The 20,979-nt window shown below is 41.7% G+C and carries 16 protein-coding genes; 8 read left to right on the top strand and 8 right to left on the bottom strand.

The window, feature by feature from the left end:
- Nucleotides 1-39 precede the first annotated feature (39 nt).
- The 4 genes from carB to AC2SLL_RS02225 all read right to left on the bottom strand — a co-directional run bounded on the left by carB (nucleotide 40) and on the right by AC2SLL_RS02225 (nucleotide 7,082).
- A complete protein-coding gene (gene carB, locus AC2SLL_RS02240) occupies nucleotides 40-3,306 on the bottom strand; it encodes a carbamoyl-phosphate synthase large subunit (RefSeq protein ID WP_486530050.1) in 3,267 nt (1,088 codons plus the stop codon).
- Between the two features lie 32 nt (nucleotides 3,307-3,338).
- Complete coding sequence (locus tag AC2SLL_RS02235) at nucleotides 3,339-3,986, bottom strand: hypothetical protein (protein WP_486530049.1); 648 nt, start codon at nucleotides 3,984-3,986, stop codon at nucleotides 3,339-3,341.
- 104 nt (nucleotides 3,987-4,090) lie between these two features.
- Nucleotides 4,091-5,419, bottom strand: coding sequence for a glutamine-hydrolyzing carbamoyl-phosphate synthase small subunit (gene carA / locus AC2SLL_RS02230; RefSeq protein ID WP_486530048.1), 1,329 nt, complete (start codon nucleotides 5,417-5,419; stop codon nucleotides 4,091-4,093).
- A gap of 577 nt (nucleotides 5,420-5,996) precedes the next feature.
- Nucleotides 5,997-7,082: a DUF475 domain-containing protein gene (locus tag AC2SLL_RS02225; protein ID WP_486530047.1), complete on the bottom strand. Its 1,086-nt coding sequence runs from the start codon at nucleotides 7,080-7,082 to the stop codon at nucleotides 5,997-5,999.
- Nucleotides 7,083-7,329: 247 nt separating this feature from the next.
- Here AC2SLL_RS02225 and AC2SLL_RS02220 point away from each other — a divergent pair, with 247 nt between their 5' ends.
- From AC2SLL_RS02220 to AC2SLL_RS02185, 8 genes are all read left to right on the top strand, one after another.
- The gene (locus tag AC2SLL_RS02220; protein WP_486530046.1) at nucleotides 7,330-7,866 is read left to right on the top strand and encodes a gamma carbonic anhydrase family protein; all 537 of its coding nucleotides are present in this window, start codon (nucleotides 7,330-7,332) and stop codon (nucleotides 7,864-7,866) included.
- A gap of 207 nt (nucleotides 7,867-8,073) precedes the next feature.
- On the top strand, nucleotides 8,074-8,790 hold the full coding sequence (locus AC2SLL_RS02215) for an HAD family hydrolase (RefSeq protein ID WP_486530045.1): 717 nt from the start codon (nucleotides 8,074-8,076) through the stop codon (nucleotides 8,788-8,790).
- A gap of 181 nt (nucleotides 8,791-8,971) precedes the next feature.
- A protein-coding gene (gene prfB, locus AC2SLL_RS02210; RefSeq protein ID WP_486530044.1) for a peptide chain release factor 2 occupies nucleotides 8,972-10,067 on the top strand; the annotation gives its coding sequence in 2 pieces (ribosomal slippage) (nucleotides 8,972-9,043 and nucleotides 9,045-10,067; 1,095 coding nt in all).
- A 77-nt stretch (nucleotides 10,068-10,144) separates the two neighbouring features.
- Entirely contained in the window at nucleotides 10,145-10,336 is a 192-nt protein-coding gene (locus AC2SLL_RS02205) for a hypothetical protein (protein ID WP_486530043.1), read from the top strand.
- Between the two features lie 278 nt (nucleotides 10,337-10,614).
- A complete protein-coding gene (gene scpC, locus AC2SLL_RS02200) occupies nucleotides 10,615-12,141 on the top strand; it encodes a succinyl-CoA:acetate CoA-transferase ScpC (RefSeq protein ID WP_486530042.1) in 1,527 nt (508 codons plus the stop codon).
- A 242-nt stretch (nucleotides 12,142-12,383) separates the two neighbouring features.
- Complete coding sequence (gene arfB, locus AC2SLL_RS02195; protein ID WP_486530041.1) at nucleotides 12,384-12,794, top strand: alternative ribosome rescue aminoacyl-tRNA hydrolase ArfB; 411 nt, start codon at nucleotides 12,384-12,386, stop codon at nucleotides 12,792-12,794.
- Between the two features lie 353 nt (nucleotides 12,795-13,147).
- Nucleotides 13,148-13,570 carry a tetratricopeptide repeat protein gene (locus AC2SLL_RS02190; RefSeq protein ID WP_486530040.1) on the top strand — a complete coding sequence of 141 codons (423 nt, stop codon included), beginning with the start codon at nucleotides 13,148-13,150 and terminating at the stop codon, nucleotides 13,568-13,570.
- 284 nt (nucleotides 13,571-13,854) lie between these two features.
- Nucleotides 13,855-14,442, top strand: a complete 588-nt coding sequence (locus AC2SLL_RS02185) for a YhgN family NAAT transporter (protein WP_486530039.1) — start codon at nucleotides 13,855-13,857, stop codon at nucleotides 14,440-14,442.
- Nucleotides 14,443-14,513: 71 nt separating this feature from the next.
- Here the strand turns inward: AC2SLL_RS02185 and hutI are convergent, their stop codons facing one another.
- The 4 genes from hutI to hutU form a co-directional block, all read right to left on the bottom strand.
- Nucleotides 14,514-15,884 (bottom strand): imidazolonepropionase, encoded by a 1,371-nt coding sequence (gene hutI / locus AC2SLL_RS02180; protein ID WP_486530038.1) that lies wholly within the window; start codon nucleotides 15,882-15,884, stop codon nucleotides 14,514-14,516.
- Between the two features lie 293 nt (nucleotides 15,885-16,177).
- On the bottom strand, nucleotides 16,178-17,314 hold the full coding sequence (gene hutG, locus AC2SLL_RS02175) for a formimidoylglutamase (protein ID WP_486530037.1): 1,137 nt from the start codon (nucleotides 17,312-17,314) through the stop codon (nucleotides 16,178-16,180).
- 27 nt (nucleotides 17,315-17,341) lie between these two features.
- Nucleotides 17,342-18,913, bottom strand: coding sequence for a histidine ammonia-lyase (gene hutH / locus AC2SLL_RS02170; protein ID WP_486530036.1), 1,572 nt, complete (start codon nucleotides 18,911-18,913; stop codon nucleotides 17,342-17,344).
- Between the two features lie 337 nt (nucleotides 18,914-19,250).
- The gene (gene hutU, locus AC2SLL_RS02165) at nucleotides 19,251-20,966 is read right to left on the bottom strand and encodes a urocanate hydratase (RefSeq protein WP_486530035.1); all 1,716 of its coding nucleotides are present in this window, start codon (nucleotides 20,964-20,966) and stop codon (nucleotides 19,251-19,253) included.
- Nucleotides 20,967-20,979: the final 13 nt, after the last annotated feature.

Here is a 20,979-nt window from a genome sequence, read left to right as displayed (position 1 = left end):
GTATGAACTTATCTGAACTAATTGATCAAACAGTATCAGTTAAATAGTATCAGCTTGCTCATGTAGATCTTGTAGTTTATACACTTCAAAAGGTAAGTCAATGGTGTAAGACTTACATACGGCATCGGCAGCCCCAATTGTCGTGACATAAAATACTTTACTTTGAAGCGCATTGCGGCGTATAGAAAATGAGTCTTCCTGTGCCTGCTTGCCTTCAGTTGTATTAATAATAAGGTCAATTTCGCCATTTTTCAAGGCATCAACAATATGGGGACGACCTTCGGTTACTTTTTTAATGCGGGTGCACTCAATTCCTTGTTCATTGAGGAATTGCTGAGTACCAGTTGTCGCAACAAGCTTAAAGCCAAATCCAATCAGTTTTTGAGCAATTGCAGGTAGATTAGGTTTATCACTGTCCCTTACTGAGATGAATACAGTTTTAGTTTCTCCCTCTTTAGGCAGACCAGGTAAGCGCTCATTAGTACCAATCACGCTCTTGTAAAAAGCCTCGCCGAATGTTTTACCAACACCCATTACTTCGCCCGTTGATTTCATTTCTGGGCTAAGAATAGGGTCTACGCCTGGGAATTTTGCAAACGGGAATACCGCTTCTTTTACCGCAAAGAAAGCGGGAATAACTTCTTTGGTAAAGTTTTGGTCAACAAGAGACTTACCTGCCATACAGCGAGCAGCAACTTGAGCCAGCGATGTACCAATGCATTTGGATACGAAAGGGACGGTACGGGCAGCACGAGGGTTAACTTCTAAGATATATACTGTGCCATCTTTAACCGCAAACTGTACATTCATTAAACCGACAACACCAAGCTCTTTTGCCATGGCAACTGTTTGACGGCGCATCTCATCACATATTTCTTGAGACAGAGAATAAGGAGGTAATGAGCAGGCTGAGTCGCCAGAATGAACCCCCGCTTGTTCGATATGTTGCATAATACCGCCAATGACCACGTCATTACCATCGCTTACGCAGTCTACATCCACTTCAATCGCATCGTCTAAAAAGCGGTCAAGAAGAACAGGTGCTTCATTTGAGGCTTGCACCGCAGTACGCAAATAGTGTTTGAGTTCATCCTCGTTATAAACGATCTCCATTGCACGGCCGCCCAACACATAGGAGGGACGTACAACAAGAGGGTAGCCCACATCTTTGGCCTTAATTAAGCCATCCTCTAAGCTGGTAGCAAGCGCATTAGGGGGTTGAATTAAATCAAGCTGATGAATCATATGCTGAAAACGTTCACGGTCTTCTGCACGGTCAATCGCATCAGGGGAGGTGCCAATAATATTAACGCCGGCCGCTTCTAAACTACGTGCCAGTTTTAGAGGGGTTTGACCACCAAACTGCACAATAACGCCATCTGGTTTTTCAATACGGACAATCTCTAGCACATCTTCTAAAGTAATTGATTCAAAATATAATCGGTCTGAGGTGTCATAGTCGGTTGAAACTGTTTCTGGGTTACAGTTAACCATAATGGTTTCATACCCATCTTCACGCATGGCTAGTGCCGCATGGACACAGCAGTAATCAAACTCTATACCTTGACCAATGCGGTTTGGTCCACCGCCGATAACCATAATTTTCTTGTTATCAGTCGGGTTAGCTTCGCACTCCTCATCATAAGTGGAGTACATATAAGCTGTTGAGGTAGCAAACTCGGCAGCACAAGTGTCCACACGCTTATATACAGGGTACACTTCTAAATCCCAGCGTTTTTTACGTAGCTGTTTTTGCGACACACCCAGTAATTTTGCTAAGCGTAAATCGGACAAGCCTTTACGCTTGTATTTGCGTAGGTTTGTTTCATTAAGCCCACCAAAGCCAAGAGCGTGGACTTGTGACTCAGTTTTAACAATATCTTCAATCTGTACTAAAAACCATGGGTCAATATTGGTTAGTTTAAAGACTTCATCTACGCTCATACCAAAGCGGAACGCATCGGCTAGATAGAAGATACGCTCTGGTGTAGGAATGGTTAAGCGGTTGTTAAGCTCTGAGCGTACTTTATCTTCGCTAAGCTTACCTTCTTTTAAGGCAGCAAAGTCGATTTGCTCATCAAAACCATCTGCACCCGTTTCCAAGCCACGTAATGCCTTTTGCATGGACTCTTGGAAGTTACGACCAATCGCCATGACTTCGCCAACAGATTTCATTTGTGTCGATAAAATATTTTCCGCTTGAGGGAACTTCTCAAAGTTAAAACGAGGAATCTTTGTGACAACGTAGTCGATTGATGGCTCGAAACTGGCTGGGGTTTTGCCTCCAGTGATATCGTTTTGCAGTTCATCCAATGTGTATCCTACCGCAAGTTTTGCCGCAATCTTAGCAATAGGAAACCCCGTCGCTTTTGATGCTAGAGCAGAGGATCGAGATACACGCGGGTTCATCTCAATCACTACCATCCGGCCAGTTTCTGGATTAACCCCAAACTGCACATTTGAACCGCCTGTTTCCACACCAATTTCACGTAATACAGCCAGTGAAGCGTTACGCATAATTTGATATTCTTTATCTGTCAAGGTTTGTGCAGGGGCTACTGTGATTGAGTCGCCTGTATGCACACCCATCGGGTCGATATTTTCGATAGCGCAGATAATAATACAGTTATCATTTTTGTCACGCACCACTTCCATCTCATATTCTTTCCAGCCAATGAGTGATTCATCAATTAAAAGCTGGTTGGTCGGGGAGAGGTCAAAACCACGCTCACAAATTTCGATAAACTCATCACGGTTATAAGCAATACCGCCGCCTGAGCCGCCCATGGTAAATGACGGGCGAATGATACAGGGGAAACCAAGCTTCGCTTGAATCTCAAAGGCTTCCTCCATGCTTTCAGCAATCTCAGCACGTGGGCATTCAAGACCAATACGCTTCATGGCTTGGTCAAATAGGTCACGGTCTTCTGCCATTTCAATAGCGTCTTTGGTGGCACCAATGAGCTCAACGTTATATTTTTCTAAAACCCCGTTCTTGTCTAAATCTAAAGCGCAGTTTAATGCGGTCTGACCACCCATGGTTGGTAAGATAGCATCTGGACGTTCTTTGTCGATAATGAGTTCAACCGTTTGCCAAGTAATGGGTTCGATGTAAGTGGCATCAGCCATAACTGGGTCAGTCATAATGGTTGCTGGATTTGAGTTTACCAGAATGACTCGGTAGCCTTCCTCACGCAGTGCCTTACACGCTTGGGCACCTGAGTAATCGAATTCACACGCTTGGCCAATCACGATTGGGCCTGCTCCGATAATTAAGATACTTTTGATGTCGGTACGTTTTGGCATAATTTGACCTTATAGCTGTATTAGTTGCAATATTAAATTTTAATTTTTTGGCAGGTATCTTGAACAGTTTCTTTTAAGTAAGCAATGAATTCGCCAGATTTTGTTAAATTTAAGTTATTTCCATCAATTGGAAATAATGTATTTTTCACTTCGGTATTCGGTAAGGCTTCAAGAGACATAAGAATATCCATCTCATAATCGCTTAAACCTTGATAAAACTCCATTATTGTTATTGCAAATCCGCCCTGTCCTTCAGAATAAAGTGCTTCAGTAGAAGAATAGAGTGTTTGGTAGAATTTTTGAAATAACGAACCATTATCTGACTTAAGAAAGTCGATATACTTATTGGTCTCATCAAGAGTTAACGGAGCAATAGTCTTCTGAATCTTTTCTTTTAAATAAATCGACGTATTTCGATGTACTTCTTCAGAGTCTAAGCAGTGACTAAAGCTGTTATTTTCTTGATTGACATTTTTAGCCATACCTAAGTAGTCATCGATGGAAAAGACAGTAACCAATAGATTAGTTAATTCATCTTTCTTAGTGCTCGCACTTTTCTCGCTTTTTATAATACTTTGATTATTTAACGTATTATTAGGCGGGGTATTTAAGGCTGATGAACAACCACTCAATACGCTAAAAGAAAGTAGGGCCAGTAGAACTGTTCTAAAAGTTAACATTTTTCACATGCCTTGTATGCTAATAAACCGTCTATTGGCGAAATAGAGACTTAAAATAACCGATTTAAATTTTGTATAAAGGATAGCTATTTAAAAATGACTACTTAGCTTTTAGCAGCTTCCATCATTCCTTCAAACTTTTTAAACAAAGGCGCAGCATCATGTGGGCCAGGACTGGCTTCTGGATGACCTTGGAAGCTAAATACGGGTTTGTTGGTCAGCTCAATACCTTGGTTGGTACCATCAAATAACGAACGATGCGTCGATTTTACATTGTCAGGTAACGTATTTTCATCGACCGCAAAGCCGTGGTTTTGACTGGTAATCATGACTTGTTTGGTTTCTAAGTCTTGAACGGGATGGTTTGCACCGTGGTGGCCTGTTTTCATTTTGATGGTTTTAGCACCGCTGGCAAGACCAACCAATTGGTGACCTAAGCAGATGCCAAACGTTGGAATATTGGTCTCTTCGATAATATGACGAACATTGTCTATCGCATAGCCACAAGCTGCTGGGTCGCCAGGGCCATTTGATAAGAAGATACCGTCGGGGTTCATTGCTAATACATCAGCAATGGGTGTTTGTGCGGGTACAACGGTAACTTTACAGCCTCTATCCACAAGCATACGCAATATGTTGGTTTTAGTGCCAAAATCATAGGCCACTACGTTATATTTATGTTCGATATGCTCGTTTAACTGTTTGTAATAACCACCAGTTTCACTTTTAGTAACGCCATGCACACCACGGTCTGCAAGCTCCCATGTCCCTGCTGTCCACTCAAAACCTTCGGGATGACAGCATTCTTTCGCCAAATCCATGCCTTCAAGACCAGTAAATCCTTTCGCTAACTCTAATGCTTTGGCAATATCATCCTCAGTAAGGGTGCTGCCATTAGTAGCGGTCATAATGCAGCCGTTTTGCGCGCCTTTATCACGTAAGATACGGGTCAGCTTCCGAGTATCAATTTCTGCAATGGCAACGGTTTGTTGGCGAATAAGGTAGTCCGTTAAACTTTCTGAATTACGGAAGTTTGAGGTGGTCATTGTGGCATCGCGAATAATTAAGCCTTCTGCCCAAACTTGATGACCCTTTTGGGAGCTAAAATCAATATTACCAGATTCAGCATCTTCAGTATTCGTGCCAGTATTGCCAATATGGGGGTAGGTTAGGGTAACAATTTGCTTAGCATAACTTGGGTCGGTTAATATTTCCTGATAGCCAGTCATTGAGGTGTTAAACACCACTTCACCAATGCGGTAACCAGGTGCTCCGATAGAAATACCGCGAAAAATCGTGCCATCTGCTAACGCTAGAATAGACTCGACTTCGGTAACCGTTGTATTATCTGTCGAGTTGCTAATTTTTGAGTTGCCGTTTTTCGAGTTGCTAGCTGGTTTCGAATGACCATGTGTGCTGTCCTGTACGCCCATATTCCTACCCTCATTATTCGTGATTATCAATTATCGTGCCGCGCAATTTGTAATTTGTAAATAATATAAATTAAATTATTAAATTATTGAGTTACTAAGTTATTTAGGTTTTATACTTGTTCATAAATAAGTTATTTCTATTTTATATAGCATGATACGTTGAGTGTGAAAACTGAATCAACCGACTCTGCATCATAATTGAACTCTGCATCATAATTGAATTTATCAGTTTCTATCATTCATCAGCTTCTGTAAAAGGTTGTGACGACTTTAAACTCAGTTTTAGAGTCGCTATTTCGAAATAAGCAAAAATTTTTGCGATAACTTTGTACTATAAATGCGATAACTTTGTTCTATAAACATGTCTGATGCTATAAACATGACTGTTAATAAATTTTAGGCACAAAAAAACGAGTAGAAGAGGACAGAATACAACAAAAGTCACTAATGAATAACTTAATAGTGAATGTTGCAAACTGTCTCATGTCTACTCGCTTAGGTACAGATTTTGCGTATTATACAAAACCTGATACAAAATGGCTAGCAACCAAATCAAAATAGCTGATAAAAAATGGCTTTATTGGCTATCAGCCGAGCGGCGTCGATACTGAATAGAATTGTATAAAGATAATCCAATAAACGCTACCCCAATTAGGCCAGTGACTAATTCGGGAACATGAAACTTCATCGAAAGAAGCATGATAATAGCCAAAGCACCGATAGCATAGTGAGCCCCATGTTCTAAATAGATAAACTCATTTAATGTACCTTTATCAACGAGATAGAGGGTCATTGACCGTACAAACATGGCGCCAATAGCTAGGCCAAGCATAATGATAATGACATCATTGGTAATAGCAAAGGCGCCAATAACCCCGTCAAAACTAAATGAGGCATCTAACACTTCAAGATAGATAAAACCTGCTATACCTCCTTTTAATATGGTGGTTGATACTCCTGCGGTATTGGAAATGATGTTTCCATGAGCGTCAGTAAGCGCTTCCTCTTCATCAGACTCCGTGCTACCTTCTAGCATGGTTGATAGTACATTAACCCCTAGATATACCAAAATCCCCCATATGCCTGCAATCAAAATAACAGATTTTTTAGTATCATCTACCCACGATAACGAGATCATCAAGGTTAAAATAGCAACAAAGGTGCTCATAGCATCTACTTTACTAAACCGCGTTAGCTTACGTTCGAGCCAATCAAACCAATGCACTTTTTTATCCCCAAACATAAATCCTAAAAACACTAGTAATAAGAACATACCGCCAAAGGCGGAGATTTCTGCATGATGAGCATTCAGGTGTTCGGCATATTTTGCTGGGTCATTTAGCGCAAGTTGCACCACCTCGACAAACCCTAGATTTGCCGTCACTGCGACGATGACGATGGGGAATACTAAGCGCATACCAAATACCGCAACAAGAATACCGATGGTTAAGAATATCTTTTTCCAAAAGTCATTCCATCCTTTTAATATGGAGGCATTAACAACGGCATTGTCAAATGACAATGAGATTTCCATAACCGCTAAAATAGCAGTAATTGCTAAAGCAGAAAACATGGTTGAGATACCGCCATGGGTAAACCCCCACCAAGCAGCCACTATTAAGCATAGGATGGTAAAAATAATATCAAAAAAGAAATGACGCATAAGGTACTCAGCTTTAAAATGGTTATTTAATGCGCAGATAATAGCACGCTGTTACCTCTCAATAAATTAGCTTTGAGTGAACTGAGTCATTAATGTCATAATATAGGATAAATTACATGAGTTTTATTAACACGCTTTCAGTGTTATGTCGTTAGAATTAGGTAATTAGGTATTTAGCAACAAGCATTTACTAACTAACAAGCAAGCATGTACTAACCAATACTGAGTAATACATAAGGAAGGTCAGATGATTTATAAATATATGGATAAAACCCCACAGTTTTCGACACCTTTTAACGGTTGGGTCGCTGATAGTGCAAGAGTTATTGGTGATGTCTATTTAGGTCAGCATGCCAGTGTTTGGTTTGGTGCGGTGATACGTGGTGATAACGAGCGTATCAATATTGGCGATTACAGTAATGCTCAGGAAAATGTGGTCATTCACACCGATGCAGGTATCGAGGTAAATATTGGTAATTATGTTACGATTGGTCATTTAGCCATGCTGCATGGTTGTCAAGTTGGCGATAACAGTTTAATTGGTATTGGCGCAGTGGTGCTCAACAATGCCAAAATTGGTAAGAATTGTATTATTGGCGCCAAAGCTTTGGTTACTGAAGGCAAAGAAATTCCAGATAACTCGTTGGTAATGGGTGCACCCGCTAAGGTGGTAAAAACTTTAACGGAGCAACAAGTCGAGATGTTAAAAATGTCAGCACTGCACTATGCCGAAAAATGCCAGCAATTTAAGACAGGGATAGAGGAGGTGGCACTACCTGAGTGATGTCTTTTCAGGACCATTATTTTTAGACTTACTGTGCAAATTCGTGTACATACTTTAAGTCATCCTAAATTTACGCTTTGTTAATGGACACTAAAGTCATACCCCAGTTATCAGTAATTAGCATTACTTATCTTTAGTTTCAACTGCTTATCATTTAGTTTGTAATAATTTATCATTCGTGACTCATTAAGGTGGAGTAAATATAATATGTCAACAGACCAGCACCAACAAAACTTTGAAAAAGAGCTGGCGCTATTTGATTTGGATCATACCTTACTAGATGTCGATAGTGATTATCTATGGGGCGAGTACATCGTTAAAAATGGCTTGGTTGATGAAGCTCAATACCGCACTGCTAATCAGCGCTTTTATGAAGAATATATTGAAGGCACATTGGATGCGGTTGAATATAACGAATTTGTGGCTGAGTTTTTAACCAGCTTGCCAATAGAGCGTTTGTGCGAGATACGTGAGGCATATATTAAATGCGAGATTGAACCGCATATTCGTCCAAAAGCCATAGAGGCTATTCAGCTGCATATTAAAGCCGGCCATGATGTGGTCATCATATCTGCGACAAATAACTTTGTGGTCAATGCCATAGCAGAACATTTCGGTATCCACGAGACCAATGTTTTAGCCACACCGCTTGAAATAAAAGACAATCGTTATACAGGAAAGCTAACTGATAAGCCAAACTTTCAAGAGGGTAAATTATATCATCTTAAAAAATGGCTTGATGGCCAACAACAGAAGGGTATTACCTACAGTAAAACCTATGCGTATTCAGATTCAAAAAATGACTTGCCACTATTAGAGTGGGCGGACAGACCAGTCGCTGTGACCCCAGATGATGTGTTACATGCTCATGCATTGGCGCATCGTTGGGCAGTGGAAGACTGGTCAATTGAAACCAGCAGCTAATAGCTAATAGACTTACCGTTAATTCGTTAATGGTAGTGTATTAGCGTTAGCTTGTTAGTAGCACTAGCCTGTTGGCATGATAAGTTTAGTTGAGTTATACATAGTGCTCGTTTTTTCTTAAGTGCTTTTTACTATCTAATGAATCATCCTTTTAACCTTCTCTTAACCTTTTGGAAAATATATGGAAATTAACCAGTATCAAGAAACCATTAAAGACTTAATGAACCGCTCAAATGACTTAAGGGGGTATCTTTGACTTTGACTCTAAAGTTGAGCGCTTAGAAGAAGTTAACCTTGAAATGGAAAGTCCAGAGCTTTGGAATGACCCTGAGCGAGCGACCAAAATTAGTAAAGAAAAGAGTCAGCTGGATGGGGTAATTACTACCATTACCAGCTTAGAGGCAACGCTCGAAGATGCAAAAGCCATGTTAGAGTTGGCTGTAGAAGCGGATGACGAGAGTTTGCTAGGTGACGTACACCATGAACTAGAGACTGCACAAAGTCAGGTAGACGACTTAGAGTTCAAACGTATGTTTAATGGCGAGATGGATGGTAATAATTGCTATGTCGATATTCAATCAGGCAGCGGCGGTACAGAGGCGCAAGATTGGGCAGAAATGTTACTGCGCATGTACACCCGCTGGTGTGACTCACATGGCTTTAAGGTAGACATCATCGAAGTGTCAGCAGGTAGTGTCGCGGGCGTTAAATCCGCTTCATTTAAAGTAAGTGGAGATTATGCATTCGGTTGGCTACGCACTGAGACAGGGGTGCATCGTCTGGTGCGAAAATCCCCTTTCGATAGTAACAATGGGCGTCATACCTCGTTTGCATCAGTGTTTGTGTCGCCTGAAATTGATGATGATATTGACATTGATATCAACCCAGCTGATCTGCGTATTGATACCTATCGATCTAGTGGGGCTGGTGGTCAGCACGTTAACACCACCGACTCTGCGGTAAGGATAACCCATGAGCCAACCAACACTGTAGTGACTTGCCAGAATGAGCGCAGTCAGCACGGTAACAAAGCCACAGCGATGAAGATGCTGCGGGCCAAGCTGTATGAGCTTGAAATGCAAAAACGTATGGAGAAACAGCAAGCGGTTGAGGACAATAAGTCCGACGTGGGTTGGGGTAGTCAGATTCGCTCCTATGTACTCGACGACTCACGCATTAAAGATTTGCGTACCGGCGTTGAGACCTTTAATACGGGCGCAGTACTAGATGGTGATTTAGACCAGTTTATTGAGGCAAGCTTGAAAGCTGGGCTTTAATTAAGCTTCTAAAACTATTGACCAGTCTGGAGGGATAATTTCACTCATAGCCTAGCAATCTATAAATTAACTTTAAAATGTATAGCCCATCCCGCTATCCGCTACTATCTTGGCTTGCTCTGCGGCGAGCGCTATTGGCAAGTGTCGTTCCTGTACAACGAGACCGTCCCTCGCCAAGCCCTCGCAACGCAGTGCTTTACCAAGTATATGCGCTACAATCGGGGCTAAACCGCTCTACCTTACAAATTAAGCTGTCATTCAGGCGATAGCTTAAGCAATAATAGTTCAAACAATAGTTTCCGATCAGCTTTAGAGTAAAGAAACGTTTACAAGGAGATATAAATTTTAGAATAAGGTATGTAGTAAATTCTTATAAAGTGAATGGCTTATAACTACCCCACAAGTGATTAATTGGCTTAGTTTGCTTGTATTTTATAAGAAAATTGTTCATCATAATATATTGAAACCTTGATCACGGTTCGTTTCAACATTCCTTCATTTTGTTGAAGGCAAATCTTAATATGGAAGTTACTAGGGAAAATACTGTATGAATTCAATTAACCATGAAGAGCGTGTACAACACGAAGGCTTGCGTTCGAAGATCATGACCGCAGAGCAAGCAGCAGAATTTGTCCAAAACGGCATGACCTTGGGTGTGGCAGGCTTTACCGGTGCAGGCTACCCAAAATTTGTTCCTAATGCCATTGCTGAACGTGCTAAAGCTGCACACTCTCGTGGCGAAGAGTTCGGAATTGGCATGTTAACTGGCGCATCAACCGCTCATGACTGTGATGGTGTTTTAGCCGAGGCTAACTGTGTCACTTTCCGTGCGCCATTCCAATCTGATCCAGTGATGCGCAATAACATTAACTCAGGTAACACCCACTACGTTGATATGCATTTATCGCATTTTGAGCAGCAAGTTCGATTTGGCTTTTATGGTGATATGGATATCGCCTTAATTGAAGCGACTGCAATCACGCCTGAAGGTAAAATAGTTCCCTCAATGGGTATTGGCACCAACAATCAGTGGATAAAATCGGCCAAAAAAGTAATTATTGAAGTCAATGTGCGTCAAAGTATGATGCTTGAAGGTATGCACGATATCTATTCAGACATTGGCGAACCACCTCATCGTAAACCAATTCCTATTGTCCAGCCAGATGATCGCATTGGTACGCCTTATTTAGAATGTGACCTTGATAAAATTGTTGGTATTGTTATTACTGACGCCCCTGATCGCAATAGCAAATTCGCTGATCCAGATGAAAACTCAAAGCGTATTGCGGCACAAATCATTGACTTCTTAGATCATGAAGTCAAACAAGGTCGCCTACCCAAAAATCTACTACCGCTACAATCTGGCGTTGGTAACGTTGCCAATGCAGTATTAATGGGTCTGCAAGATAGCCCATTTGAAGATTTAGCTGGCTATACTGAAGTGTTGCAAGATGGCATGCTTGATCTTGTACTAAGCGGCAAAATGAAGTCAGCTTCTGCAACGGCTTTGTCCTTTAGCCCAGATGCATTGCAACGCTTTAATGACAATATTGAACTTTTGCGTGAAAAAATCATGTTGCGCCCCCAAGAGTATACCAATCACCCAGAGGTCATTCGTCGCCTTGGTATTATCGCTATGAATGCAATGATAGAAGCGGATATCTACGGTAATGTGAACTCAACTCACATTATGGGTACCAAAATGATGAATGGTATTGGTGGTTCAGGCGACTTTACTCGCAATTCGCATTTTTCATTCTTTGTCAGCCCATCAACCGCCAAAAACGGAGCTATCTCCGCAATCGTGCCAATGGTATCGCACCATGACCATACCGAGCATGACGTTATGTTCTTGGTTACTGAGCAAGGGTTTGCTGATCTGCGTGGTAAATCACCACGTCAACGTGCAAAACTCATTATAGATAACTGCGCCCACCCAGATTATCGCCCAATGTTACAAGACTACTATGCACGCGCTGAAAAAGCAGGCTCATTGCATACACCGCACTTGTTAACCGAAGCGTTATCATGGCATCAACGTTTTGTTGAAACCGGCGATATGCGTGTTAAGTAAGACTGATTATTGATCTAAATGTTAGATTCATTAAAATTCGCTCAATAACGTTAAAGCCCTTTATCAGCATTTTGATAAGGGGCTTTTTATTGTGTGCGTATCTTAGTGTATATCTAATGGCTTTTCTTTAATCTTACTTTAAAGTAGCCGGCTAAACATTAATTATTTCTCAGAGTTTCGAAGATCAGGTAATAAGCGTACAATCAGTTTTAATTTAAAATGTAAAAAAGTTAATAATCTCTATGATTTTCATCAGTAATACAGTAAGTATCAAAGATAGTGATGTTGAAATTAGTGCCATCCGTGCTCAAGGGGCAGGCGGGCAGAATGTTAATAAAGTGGCTTCTGCTATTCATCTACGTTTTGATATCAATGCGTCAAGCTTGAGCGATACCCAAAAGCAGCAACTATTAAACACTAAAGATAATCGTATCAATAAACATGGCGTACTCATTATCAAAGCGCAGCAGTTTCGTACTCAGGAGCGTAACAAAATTGATGCCATGGAGCGCTTAAGACAATTTATTGTGACTGCTACCCATATCAATAAAACCAGACGTCCTACCAAACCCAGTAGAAATGCAAAACGTAAACGGGTAGATAAAAAAGTACAGCGAGGTAGCACAAAGGCTTTAAGGGGCAAGATTGATTAATAGGTGGTTTTAATACTAGGCCACGACCTAGTGTATAATTGTTTATTAAAGTTTTCTCATGAAAGACTACTTATGAAAGCGATAGCGCTTTTAACACATGAGCTAACATGAGTTTGAACGAATTAACCCTATACGTCATGCACCTAATATTCAAACATATTCAAACTTCTGTCTATCCTTCAAACTTGTCGTAAACACAATTTAAACCACCCTTTAACAGATTAATAAATGAAATCTTAAAACTGTACTTATTTAACCACCATAATCTTTAACCACAATAATCTTTAACTACTATAATTTTTAACTACTATAATCTTTAACCACTACAATCCTGCACGTCATAAGGCGAACAAATGATAAATACCAAACTATACAGATCTATCTATGTATTGGCAGAAAAGCTATTAGAGGTGGATAGCAAAGGCAATCAAGCAGAGTTTGATGCGTTATATTCTCAGCTTCAAGCTGTTTGTGCTGACAATGAATCTAATGGCAAAGATCATCCTGAACAATGGGAAACACTGGCGGATTTTACTGCAGATTTAGAGGAAGCTTTGGTCATCTATGCTAAGGCGATGGAAAAAGCGAAGGCGATTAATTCTAAAGACCATATGGCATCCATTGCATTTTCAATGGCTGAATTACAACTTGAGCTGGGCCAGAAAGACGCTGCTATCGAAAGCTTGAAGTTTGCAAAAGTAAGCGCCAATAAAATCGAAGATAAAGAATTTAAAGTTGAGATTCATCAATTGCTTGAAAAGCAATTGGTAAACTAGATATAGTCGGCGAACTTATAAAGAGTTACGGTGTTAACCTCGTTAAGCCTACGCCAGTAGTACTTGCACTCGATTGCCTTGTAACTACTTTAAAGTTCTTTGACTATAGACAAACAAAGTAAAATAAACGCCGTTATTAGAAAGATTTGAGACCTTAAGTAAATTATATAAGCGAGGTACGCATAACGCTGTTAAAATAAGTCCTTTTGTTTACCAATAGAGCAGCTATAGGGCATAAGCTACATCTATTTGCTTAAACGCTATTGATTTGAGGCCAAGAACGGATGGAGATTTTTGCAGCAGCACTTACCCTATTTCTAATTATGGATCCACTGGGTAATATTCCTATCTTTTTGACTGTTTTAGAAAAAGTCCCTGAAAATAGACGCAAGCCTATTATTATCAGAGAGCTACTGATTGCGCTTGGATTGATGGTTTTATTTTTATTTGCGGGTGGCAGCATACTGCATACGTTAGGGCTAAGTACTGAGGCGGTCGCTATAGGCGGTGGTTTGGTAATGATGATTATTGCCATTCGCATGATTTTTCCTCAGCCTGGTGGTATTATGAGTGATGATAATATCGATGGAGAACCCTTTATTGTGCCCCTCGCCATACCTTTGATTGCTGGGCCATCTATATTAGCTACGCTGATTTTATTAACCGAAAAAAATCCTGAAAGTATTTTTAAGTCACTGCTAGCGTTGCTGCTTGCTTGGGGTGTTTCAGCTGTAATTTTGTTTTTCTCTACGAAACTTTATAAAATTCTGGGTCATCGTGGTCTAAAAGCAATTGAGCGTTTAATGGGTATGATACTTATCTCTATTGCTGTGCAAATGCTGTTAAATGGATTTACCTCCTATTTGGCCTAACTTTTAAATGAGTCGCTTAGCTCTTGCTAACTAAGCCTATTTAATCCATAGCATGTCAATGAGGTCGCGCCCTAATCCTTCCATTGACCATTAACCATAACTCGGTTAATGGAATTCAGTCCCATCTGATATGCTAAGTCTGCTGGTCGGGCAATATCCCACAAGCTTAGGTCAGCATCCATACCCACTTCAATACGCCCTTTATTAACCAAACCTAACGCCTTAGCGGCATGAATGGTTATTCCCGCTAACGCTTGCTCTGGGGTCAAACCGAACAGTGTACAACCCATGTTTAGAACCATTAAGATTGATGTTAGTGGCGAGGTGCCGGGATTGCAGTCAGTTGATAAGGCGATGGCAACATTATGCTGATATAAGGCGTCCATTGGGGGTAACTTGGTTTCTTTAAGCGTGTAAAATGCGCCGGGTAACAAGACAGCGACAACATCATGCTGTGCCATTAGTTGTACATTTTTCTCTGATAAAAATTCAAGGTGGTCTGAGGACAGCCCATTGTATTGTGCCACCAAACCACTGCCGTCCATGTCGCTTAGTTGCTCAGCATGAAGCTTAACCGGTAGTCCTAGCGCTTTAGCAGTATCAAATACTTTGGCCATTTGTACTTTACTAAACCCAATATTTTCACAAAAGCCATCCACCGCATCTATTAATCCTTCATCCTTTAATATTGCCATCCATGCGCACACCTCATCGATATAGGCATCGGCACCGCTAGGCTGATTTTTGTACTCGTTAGGTACAGCATGCGCCGCAAGATAGGTGGTTTTTACCGTAATCCCATAGTCTTGGCCAAGTTTACGAGCCACTTGTAGCATTTTACGCTCCGTCTCTAAGTTGAGACCATAACCTGATTTAATCTCAATGCCAGTCACGCCCTCAGCAAGCAATGCTTGCAGGCGACGCTCAGTCTGTGCATACAGCTCGTCAAAACTGGCCGCTCGGGTTGCTGTCACAGTAGATACGATACCGCCACCATTATCAGCAATCTCTTTATAGCTGATACCCTGCAAGCGGGCTTCAAACTCGTTACTGCGATTACCTGCATAGACTAAATGAGTGTGGCAATCAACGAGTCCGGGGGTAATCCAGTAACCATTGGCATTAACAATTTTATTTTCAAGAGCCTTGTTATTAATAGCCGTGTCGTTATCAAACTTGTTAATCGCTTGCTGGTATGAACGGCTGTCAAGAGCGACTTGATTGTCACCTATCCAACTAATTTTACCGTCTTTAATAGCAATGGCAGCATTAAGGATTTGACCATAGGGGCGGTGGTGTTTAGCGTTTTTATTGTCTAATGCTCCAGCTCCTGACAAAGCTCTATCAAACCCATACTGTTTAGAGAACGTCGCTATATTGGCATTTAGGATAAGGGTGTCAAATTCTTCAGGAAAGGGCAGGGTGGTTGCAGTAGCTGTCATGGAATACTCCAGTATTTAAGATGAACGCCTTACTCTTACTTCTTACTTCGTTATAAATCTTTGTAAACTGCGGCCTTAGCCTACGCCAAAAGGTAAGAGGGGCGTATCGATGCAGGTTTTCTTATACCAAATCTGAAAATTAAGATAGCGAAAAAAATGAGTGCAAACACGACAAGTCTTACGTTAAGCGAATTTGACAAAGGGAGTTTGACAAATCTAGGTTCTGTTTCAGAAAAGGTATTACTTTAAACGTATTACTAACTTACCAATAGTGAGCATGATTAACATGATACCTAATCTAACAATAAATAATATTCAATCATCAGTGCCAACAGACGGGCAGCAACTTTACTGCTACGTCCATCAATATCATAGGTGGGGTTAATTTCAGCGATATCTGCCACCTTAACTTTGCCACTAGCAAAGATATGCCCGAGACAGCGCTCAACAAAATCTACACTCATCCCCTTAGCCGCAGGGGCACTAACGCCGGGTACACAACTGGCAGAGAAGCCATCCATATCGATTGTCAGATAGAGTATATCTATATTGCTGATAAACTTGTCTAACTGTTGTTCAATGGCAGTCCAAGGCTGGCGAGAGCAGTCATCATCACTAATAATCATTACCCCAAGCTCACTCGCTCTGTCAAATAGGGCAGCCGTATTAGAAAATTGACTGATACCAATGGCGCAGTAATGAAAAGTTTGATGGTGGGTGTGATTGTAAGACTGGATGTGTTCTGCTATTTGTCGAAACGGGGTACCAGAAGTTCCGCTAGGAGCTTGGCGCAAGTCTAAATGGGCATCAAAATTAATAATACCAATTTTAGGTGGACTAGATGGACGACGTACTTGTGAAGTAGACTCTGGTATCGTTTTATTTAAAGCATGCCAAAGTCCTAGATAGCTGGCATAGGCAATGGCATGACCACCGCCTAATCCAATGACAAAACCACCTTCGCCAATAACTTTGGTAACTTGTTCGCTGTATTTTGCTTGAGTTTGTTCTAAGATTTCAGGCACTAAGGTGTCATTGTCATGACAAACGATATCGCCAACATCAGCGACTAATGATTTGCGAGTGTCAGTATCATATTTATCTTGTAGCGCACGGCTGATTGGTAGCTTGGCAAATGCGTGACGAATGGCCTGAGGGGCATCCTTGGCACCCACTCGGCCAAGATTACGCCGTACCCCTTGGTCACACGCAAAGCCAATAATGGAGATTCTTGCGGGGGCAGTGTTTACCGTAGCGTCTTGAACAACCTGATACCAATAACAGGCACGCTCTGACTCATACGGCTCATTGCGCCCTGTCCATAGAGTGGCATTAAATGGAGTATGATCTACGCCTATGCCTTTTTTTAAGTTTAAGTCTATGCACTTTTGCTTGCCGTGTAATAGACTATCAGATGATTTAAGCAACATTACTGATTTCTCTCAAACGGTATCAAATTAATCATGTAAAAACCAGTCAGCACGTAAGTCGGCCCAATGCGTATTCAACTCACCGGATAATACCAGCTGTTTTGCTGCTTCAATATCAGGTGCAAGGTAGCGATCCTTATCATAAAACGTTACTTTATTTCGTAAGCGTTGATGCACCACGGACAACGCTTTAGAGGTGTGCATCCCTTTCTGAAAATCAATACCTTGACCTGCGCATAATAGCTCAATACCTACGATGGTAGCGGTGTTTTGTATCATGTCATACAGTCGGCGCCCAGCAAAAGTGGCCATAGAGACATGGTCTTCTTGGTTGGCTGAGGTAGGAATACTGTCTACACTGGCAGGATGGGCAATAGATTTATTTTCAGAGGCTAACGCGGCAGCGGTAACATGCGCAATCATAAAGCCCGAATTCACACCGGGGTTTTCTACTAAGAAAGGGGGTAGTCCACCATTTAAAGTCGCATCAATGAGTAAGGCCACACGCCGCTCAGACATCGAACCAATCTCGCTAATAGCTAGCGCTAATGTATCGGCTGCAAAGGCAACGGGCTCAGCATGAAAGTTACCGCCCGAGATGGCGACTGGATCATTATGACCATTATCGTTATTTTGAAAAATGAGCGGATTGTCAGTGACAGCATTGGCTTCAATCAATAACGTATTACCGGCGTGATTGATGATATCTAAACAAGCGCCGACAACCTGTGGCTGGCAGCGTAGGCAATAAGGGTCCTGAACCCGATCATCATCTTCGGCATGCGAGGCTCGAATTTGACTACCTTCAATAAGTCTGCGGTGTGCTTTTGCAATTTGAATTTGACCATGATGCCCTCGAACGTCATGAATACGGGCATCAAATGGTGCGTCAGAACCACGAGCTGCATCGACTGACAGAGCGCCCACTGCGGTTGCAGAAGCCACTAAATCACGAGCATGGAAGTAGCCGCGCAAGGTAAGTGCAGTGGATACTTGAGTACCGTTTATCAGTGCCAAACCTTCTTTTGCAGCTAAGGTTAATGGCTCAAGGCCAGCTTGTTGCAAAGCCTCGCTGGCTGGCATTTCTTGACCATTAACATACGCTGTACCTTGTCCCAGCATGGTTAAGGTCATGTGTGATAATGGTGCTAGGTCTCCTGATGCACCCACTGAGCCTTTGGCAGGAATATGCGGAATAATATTGTGGTTAATCAGCCCAATTAGACTGTCAACTACCACACGGCGTATACCCGAGAAGCCTTGGGCAAGACTGGCCACTTTCATGACCATTATCAAGCGCACGACACCGTCATCAAGCCGCTCGCATGTGCCCACAGAATGGGAAACGATTAAATTATATTGTAGTAGGCCCAATTGGTCATCGCTAATACGTGTTTTCGCTAATAGTCCAAAGCCGGTATTGATGCCATAAGCACTCTTATTCTGCGCGACAATATGTTGGACAGCTGCTTGCGAGGCGTCAATATCTTTATAAGCATCTTCATCTAAACGTACTTGAACAGGCGTATCATAAATTTTACGCAACTGCGTAAACGTCAGTTTGCGAGGCGTCAGTACTAGATATTGAGAAGGGTGCATAAGGTTATCCTGTATTATAATTTAAAATTTATATGACTATTATTGTACCTTTTCCAAAAAACAAACTAACTCTAACTCACTTAATAAAAACAGCTAAGCCTAGCGTTTGCACTCGTTTTCATTACCCTATTTATTTTTAGATTTGGTAAGGTTGTTTTTATCAGTATTATTTAAGCTCTATAGTATTATTTGCGTTCTGAAGCAAATAACCCCAAAGCTTTAAGATTAAAGAGTCTTTCAGGGTAACAGCGTTGTTTTGATGATAGGAGCCTTTAATTAAGTAAAACTCTAATTAAATAAAATATAGTTAAACCAACAAGTTAAGCCGCTAAAACAGCTACCCAATCATTGGTAAATTAAGCCCATATTCTTTAGCAGTCTTAATGGCAAGCTCATACCCTGCATCAGCATGACGCATAACCCCAGAGCCACAATCATTGACTAATACACGAGCAAGACGTTTGGCGGCGGCATCAGTTCCATCTGCCACAATGACCATGCCTGAATGCTGTGAATATCCCATACCTACGCCGCCTCCGTGATGCAGTGATACCCAAGTTGCACCGCCAGCAACGTTTAGCATGGCGTTCAAAAGTGCCCAGTCGGATACCGCATCAGTGCCATCTTTCATGCTTTCGGTCTCGCGATTTGGGCTGGCTACTGAACCGGTATCTAAATGGTCACGTCCGATAACGATAGGGCCTTTTAATTCGCCATTTTTAACCATTTCGTTAAAAGCCAGCCCTGCTTTATCACGTTCGCCTAGCCCAAGCCAGCAAATGCGGGCAGGTAAGCCCTGAAATTTAATACGCTCGTTTGCCATGTCCAGCCATTTATGAACATGAGTATTTTCTGGGAATAGTTCTTTAATTTTTTGGTCTGTTTTATAAATATCTTCAGGGTCACCAGATAGCGCTACCCAGCGGAAGGGACCTTTGCCTTGACAAAATAGGGGGCGCACATAGGCAGGTACGAAACCGGGAAAATTAAAGGCATCTGTAACGCCTGTGTCATAGGCTACTTGACGGATATTATTACCATAATCAGTTGCTGGCACACCCATTTCTTGAAAATCTAAAATAGCTTGAACGTGGATGGCACAGGAGTGAGCGGCGTCTTTAACCAGTTTTTCGTGTTTGCTTGAATCTTCTTGCGCTATTTTCCATTCATCAACCGTCCAGCCAATAGGCAGGTAGCCGTTAATGAGGTCATGTGCTGAGGTTTGATCGGTCACGAAGTCTGGTTTAATTTCGCCTGCTTTAGCACGCTTTACCATCTCGGGAAGAATTTCTGCAGCGTTACCCAGTAGAGCGATAGAAATAGCATTACCAGCAGAAGTATGCTGTTTAATGAGCTGGTAAGCATCGTCTAAATCCTTAGCTTGAACATCGACGTATCCCGTTCGCAGACGAAAATCGATACTGCTTTGTTGACATTCAATATTTAAAGAGACCGCACCTGCAAAGGTAGCCGCTAACGGCTGAGCACCACCCATACCACCGAGGCCAGCTGTTAGAATCCAGCGACCTTCCCAGTTATTGGAGCGGATATCTTCGCTCCCATAGTGTTGACGTCCTGCTTCAGCAAAAGTTTCATAAGTACCTTGTACGATGCCCTGAGTGCCAATGTAAATCCAGCTACCCGCCGTCATTTGGCCATACATAAATAGGTCTTTACGGTCAAGCTCGTTAAAGTGCTCCCAAGTTGCCCATTTAGGCACCAGATTTGAGTTAGCAATCAATACGCGCGGGGCATCTTCATGAGTTTGGAATATACCCACCGGTTTGCCTGACTGTACCAATAAAGTTTGGTCGCCCTCAAGCTGTTTAAGGGATTCTAAAATTTGGTCATAACTTTCCCAATTACGAGCGGCACGGCCTATACCGCCATATACGACTAAGCTTTTTGGGTTTTCGGCCACATCAGGATGCAAGTTGTTTTGCAACATTCTAAAAGGTGCTTCAGTTAACCAGCTTTTACACGATAAGGTAGAACCAGTGGGTGAAGCGATTTCACGGCTTTCGTCTCGACGGGTAAATTTAGAATTAGTCATCAATAATCCTTTA

The sequence above is a fragment of the Psychrobacter sp. CX97 genome (genome assembly GCF_057396285.1).
This window is presented reverse-complemented; position numbering and strand designations above follow the sequence as displayed.

Bases quoted from the DNA above. Each gene is read 5' to 3' on its own strand.
- carB (WP_486530050.1), bottom strand. From the start codon at position 3,306: ATGCCAAAACGTACCGACATCAAAAGTATCTTAATTATCGGAGCAGGC.
- AC2SLL_RS02235 (WP_486530049.1), bottom strand. From the start codon at position 3,986: ATGTTAACTTTTAGAACAGTTCTACTGGCCCTACTTTCTTTTAGCGTA.
- carA (WP_486530048.1), bottom strand. From the start codon at position 5,419: ATGGGCGTACAGGACAGCACACATGGTCATTCGAAACCAGCTAGCAAC.
- AC2SLL_RS02225 (WP_486530047.1), bottom strand. From the start codon at position 7,082: ATGCGTCATTTCTTTTTTGATATTATTTTTACCATCCTATGCTTAATA.
- AC2SLL_RS02220 (WP_486530046.1), top strand. From the start codon at position 7,330: ATGATTTATAAATATATGGATAAAACCCCACAGTTTTCGACACCTTTT.
- AC2SLL_RS02215 (WP_486530045.1), top strand. From the start codon at position 8,074: ATGTCAACAGACCAGCACCAACAAAACTTTGAAAAAGAGCTGGCGCTA.
- AC2SLL_RS02205 (WP_486530043.1), top strand. From the start codon at position 10,145: ATGTATAGCCCATCCCGCTATCCGCTACTATCTTGGCTTGCTCTGCGG.
- scpC (WP_486530042.1), top strand. From the start codon at position 10,615: ATGAATTCAATTAACCATGAAGAGCGTGTACAACACGAAGGCTTGCGT.
- arfB (WP_486530041.1), top strand. From the start codon at position 12,384: ATGATTTTCATCAGTAATACAGTAAGTATCAAAGATAGTGATGTTGAA.
- AC2SLL_RS02190 (WP_486530040.1), top strand. From the start codon at position 13,148: ATGATAAATACCAAACTATACAGATCTATCTATGTATTGGCAGAAAAG.
- AC2SLL_RS02185 (WP_486530039.1), top strand. From the start codon at position 13,855: ATGGAGATTTTTGCAGCAGCACTTACCCTATTTCTAATTATGGATCCA.
- hutI (WP_486530038.1), bottom strand. From the start codon at position 15,884: ATGACAGCTACTGCAACCACCCTGCCCTTTCCTGAAGAATTTGACACC.
- hutG (WP_486530037.1), bottom strand. From the start codon at position 17,314: ATGTTGCTTAAATCATCTGATAGTCTATTACACGGCAAGCAAAAGTGC.
- hutH (WP_486530036.1), bottom strand. From the start codon at position 18,913: ATGCACCCTTCTCAATATCTAGTACTGACGCCTCGCAAACTGACGTTT.
- hutU (WP_486530035.1), bottom strand. From the start codon at position 20,966: ATGACTAATTCTAAATTTACCCGTCGAGACGAAAGCCGTGAAATCGCT.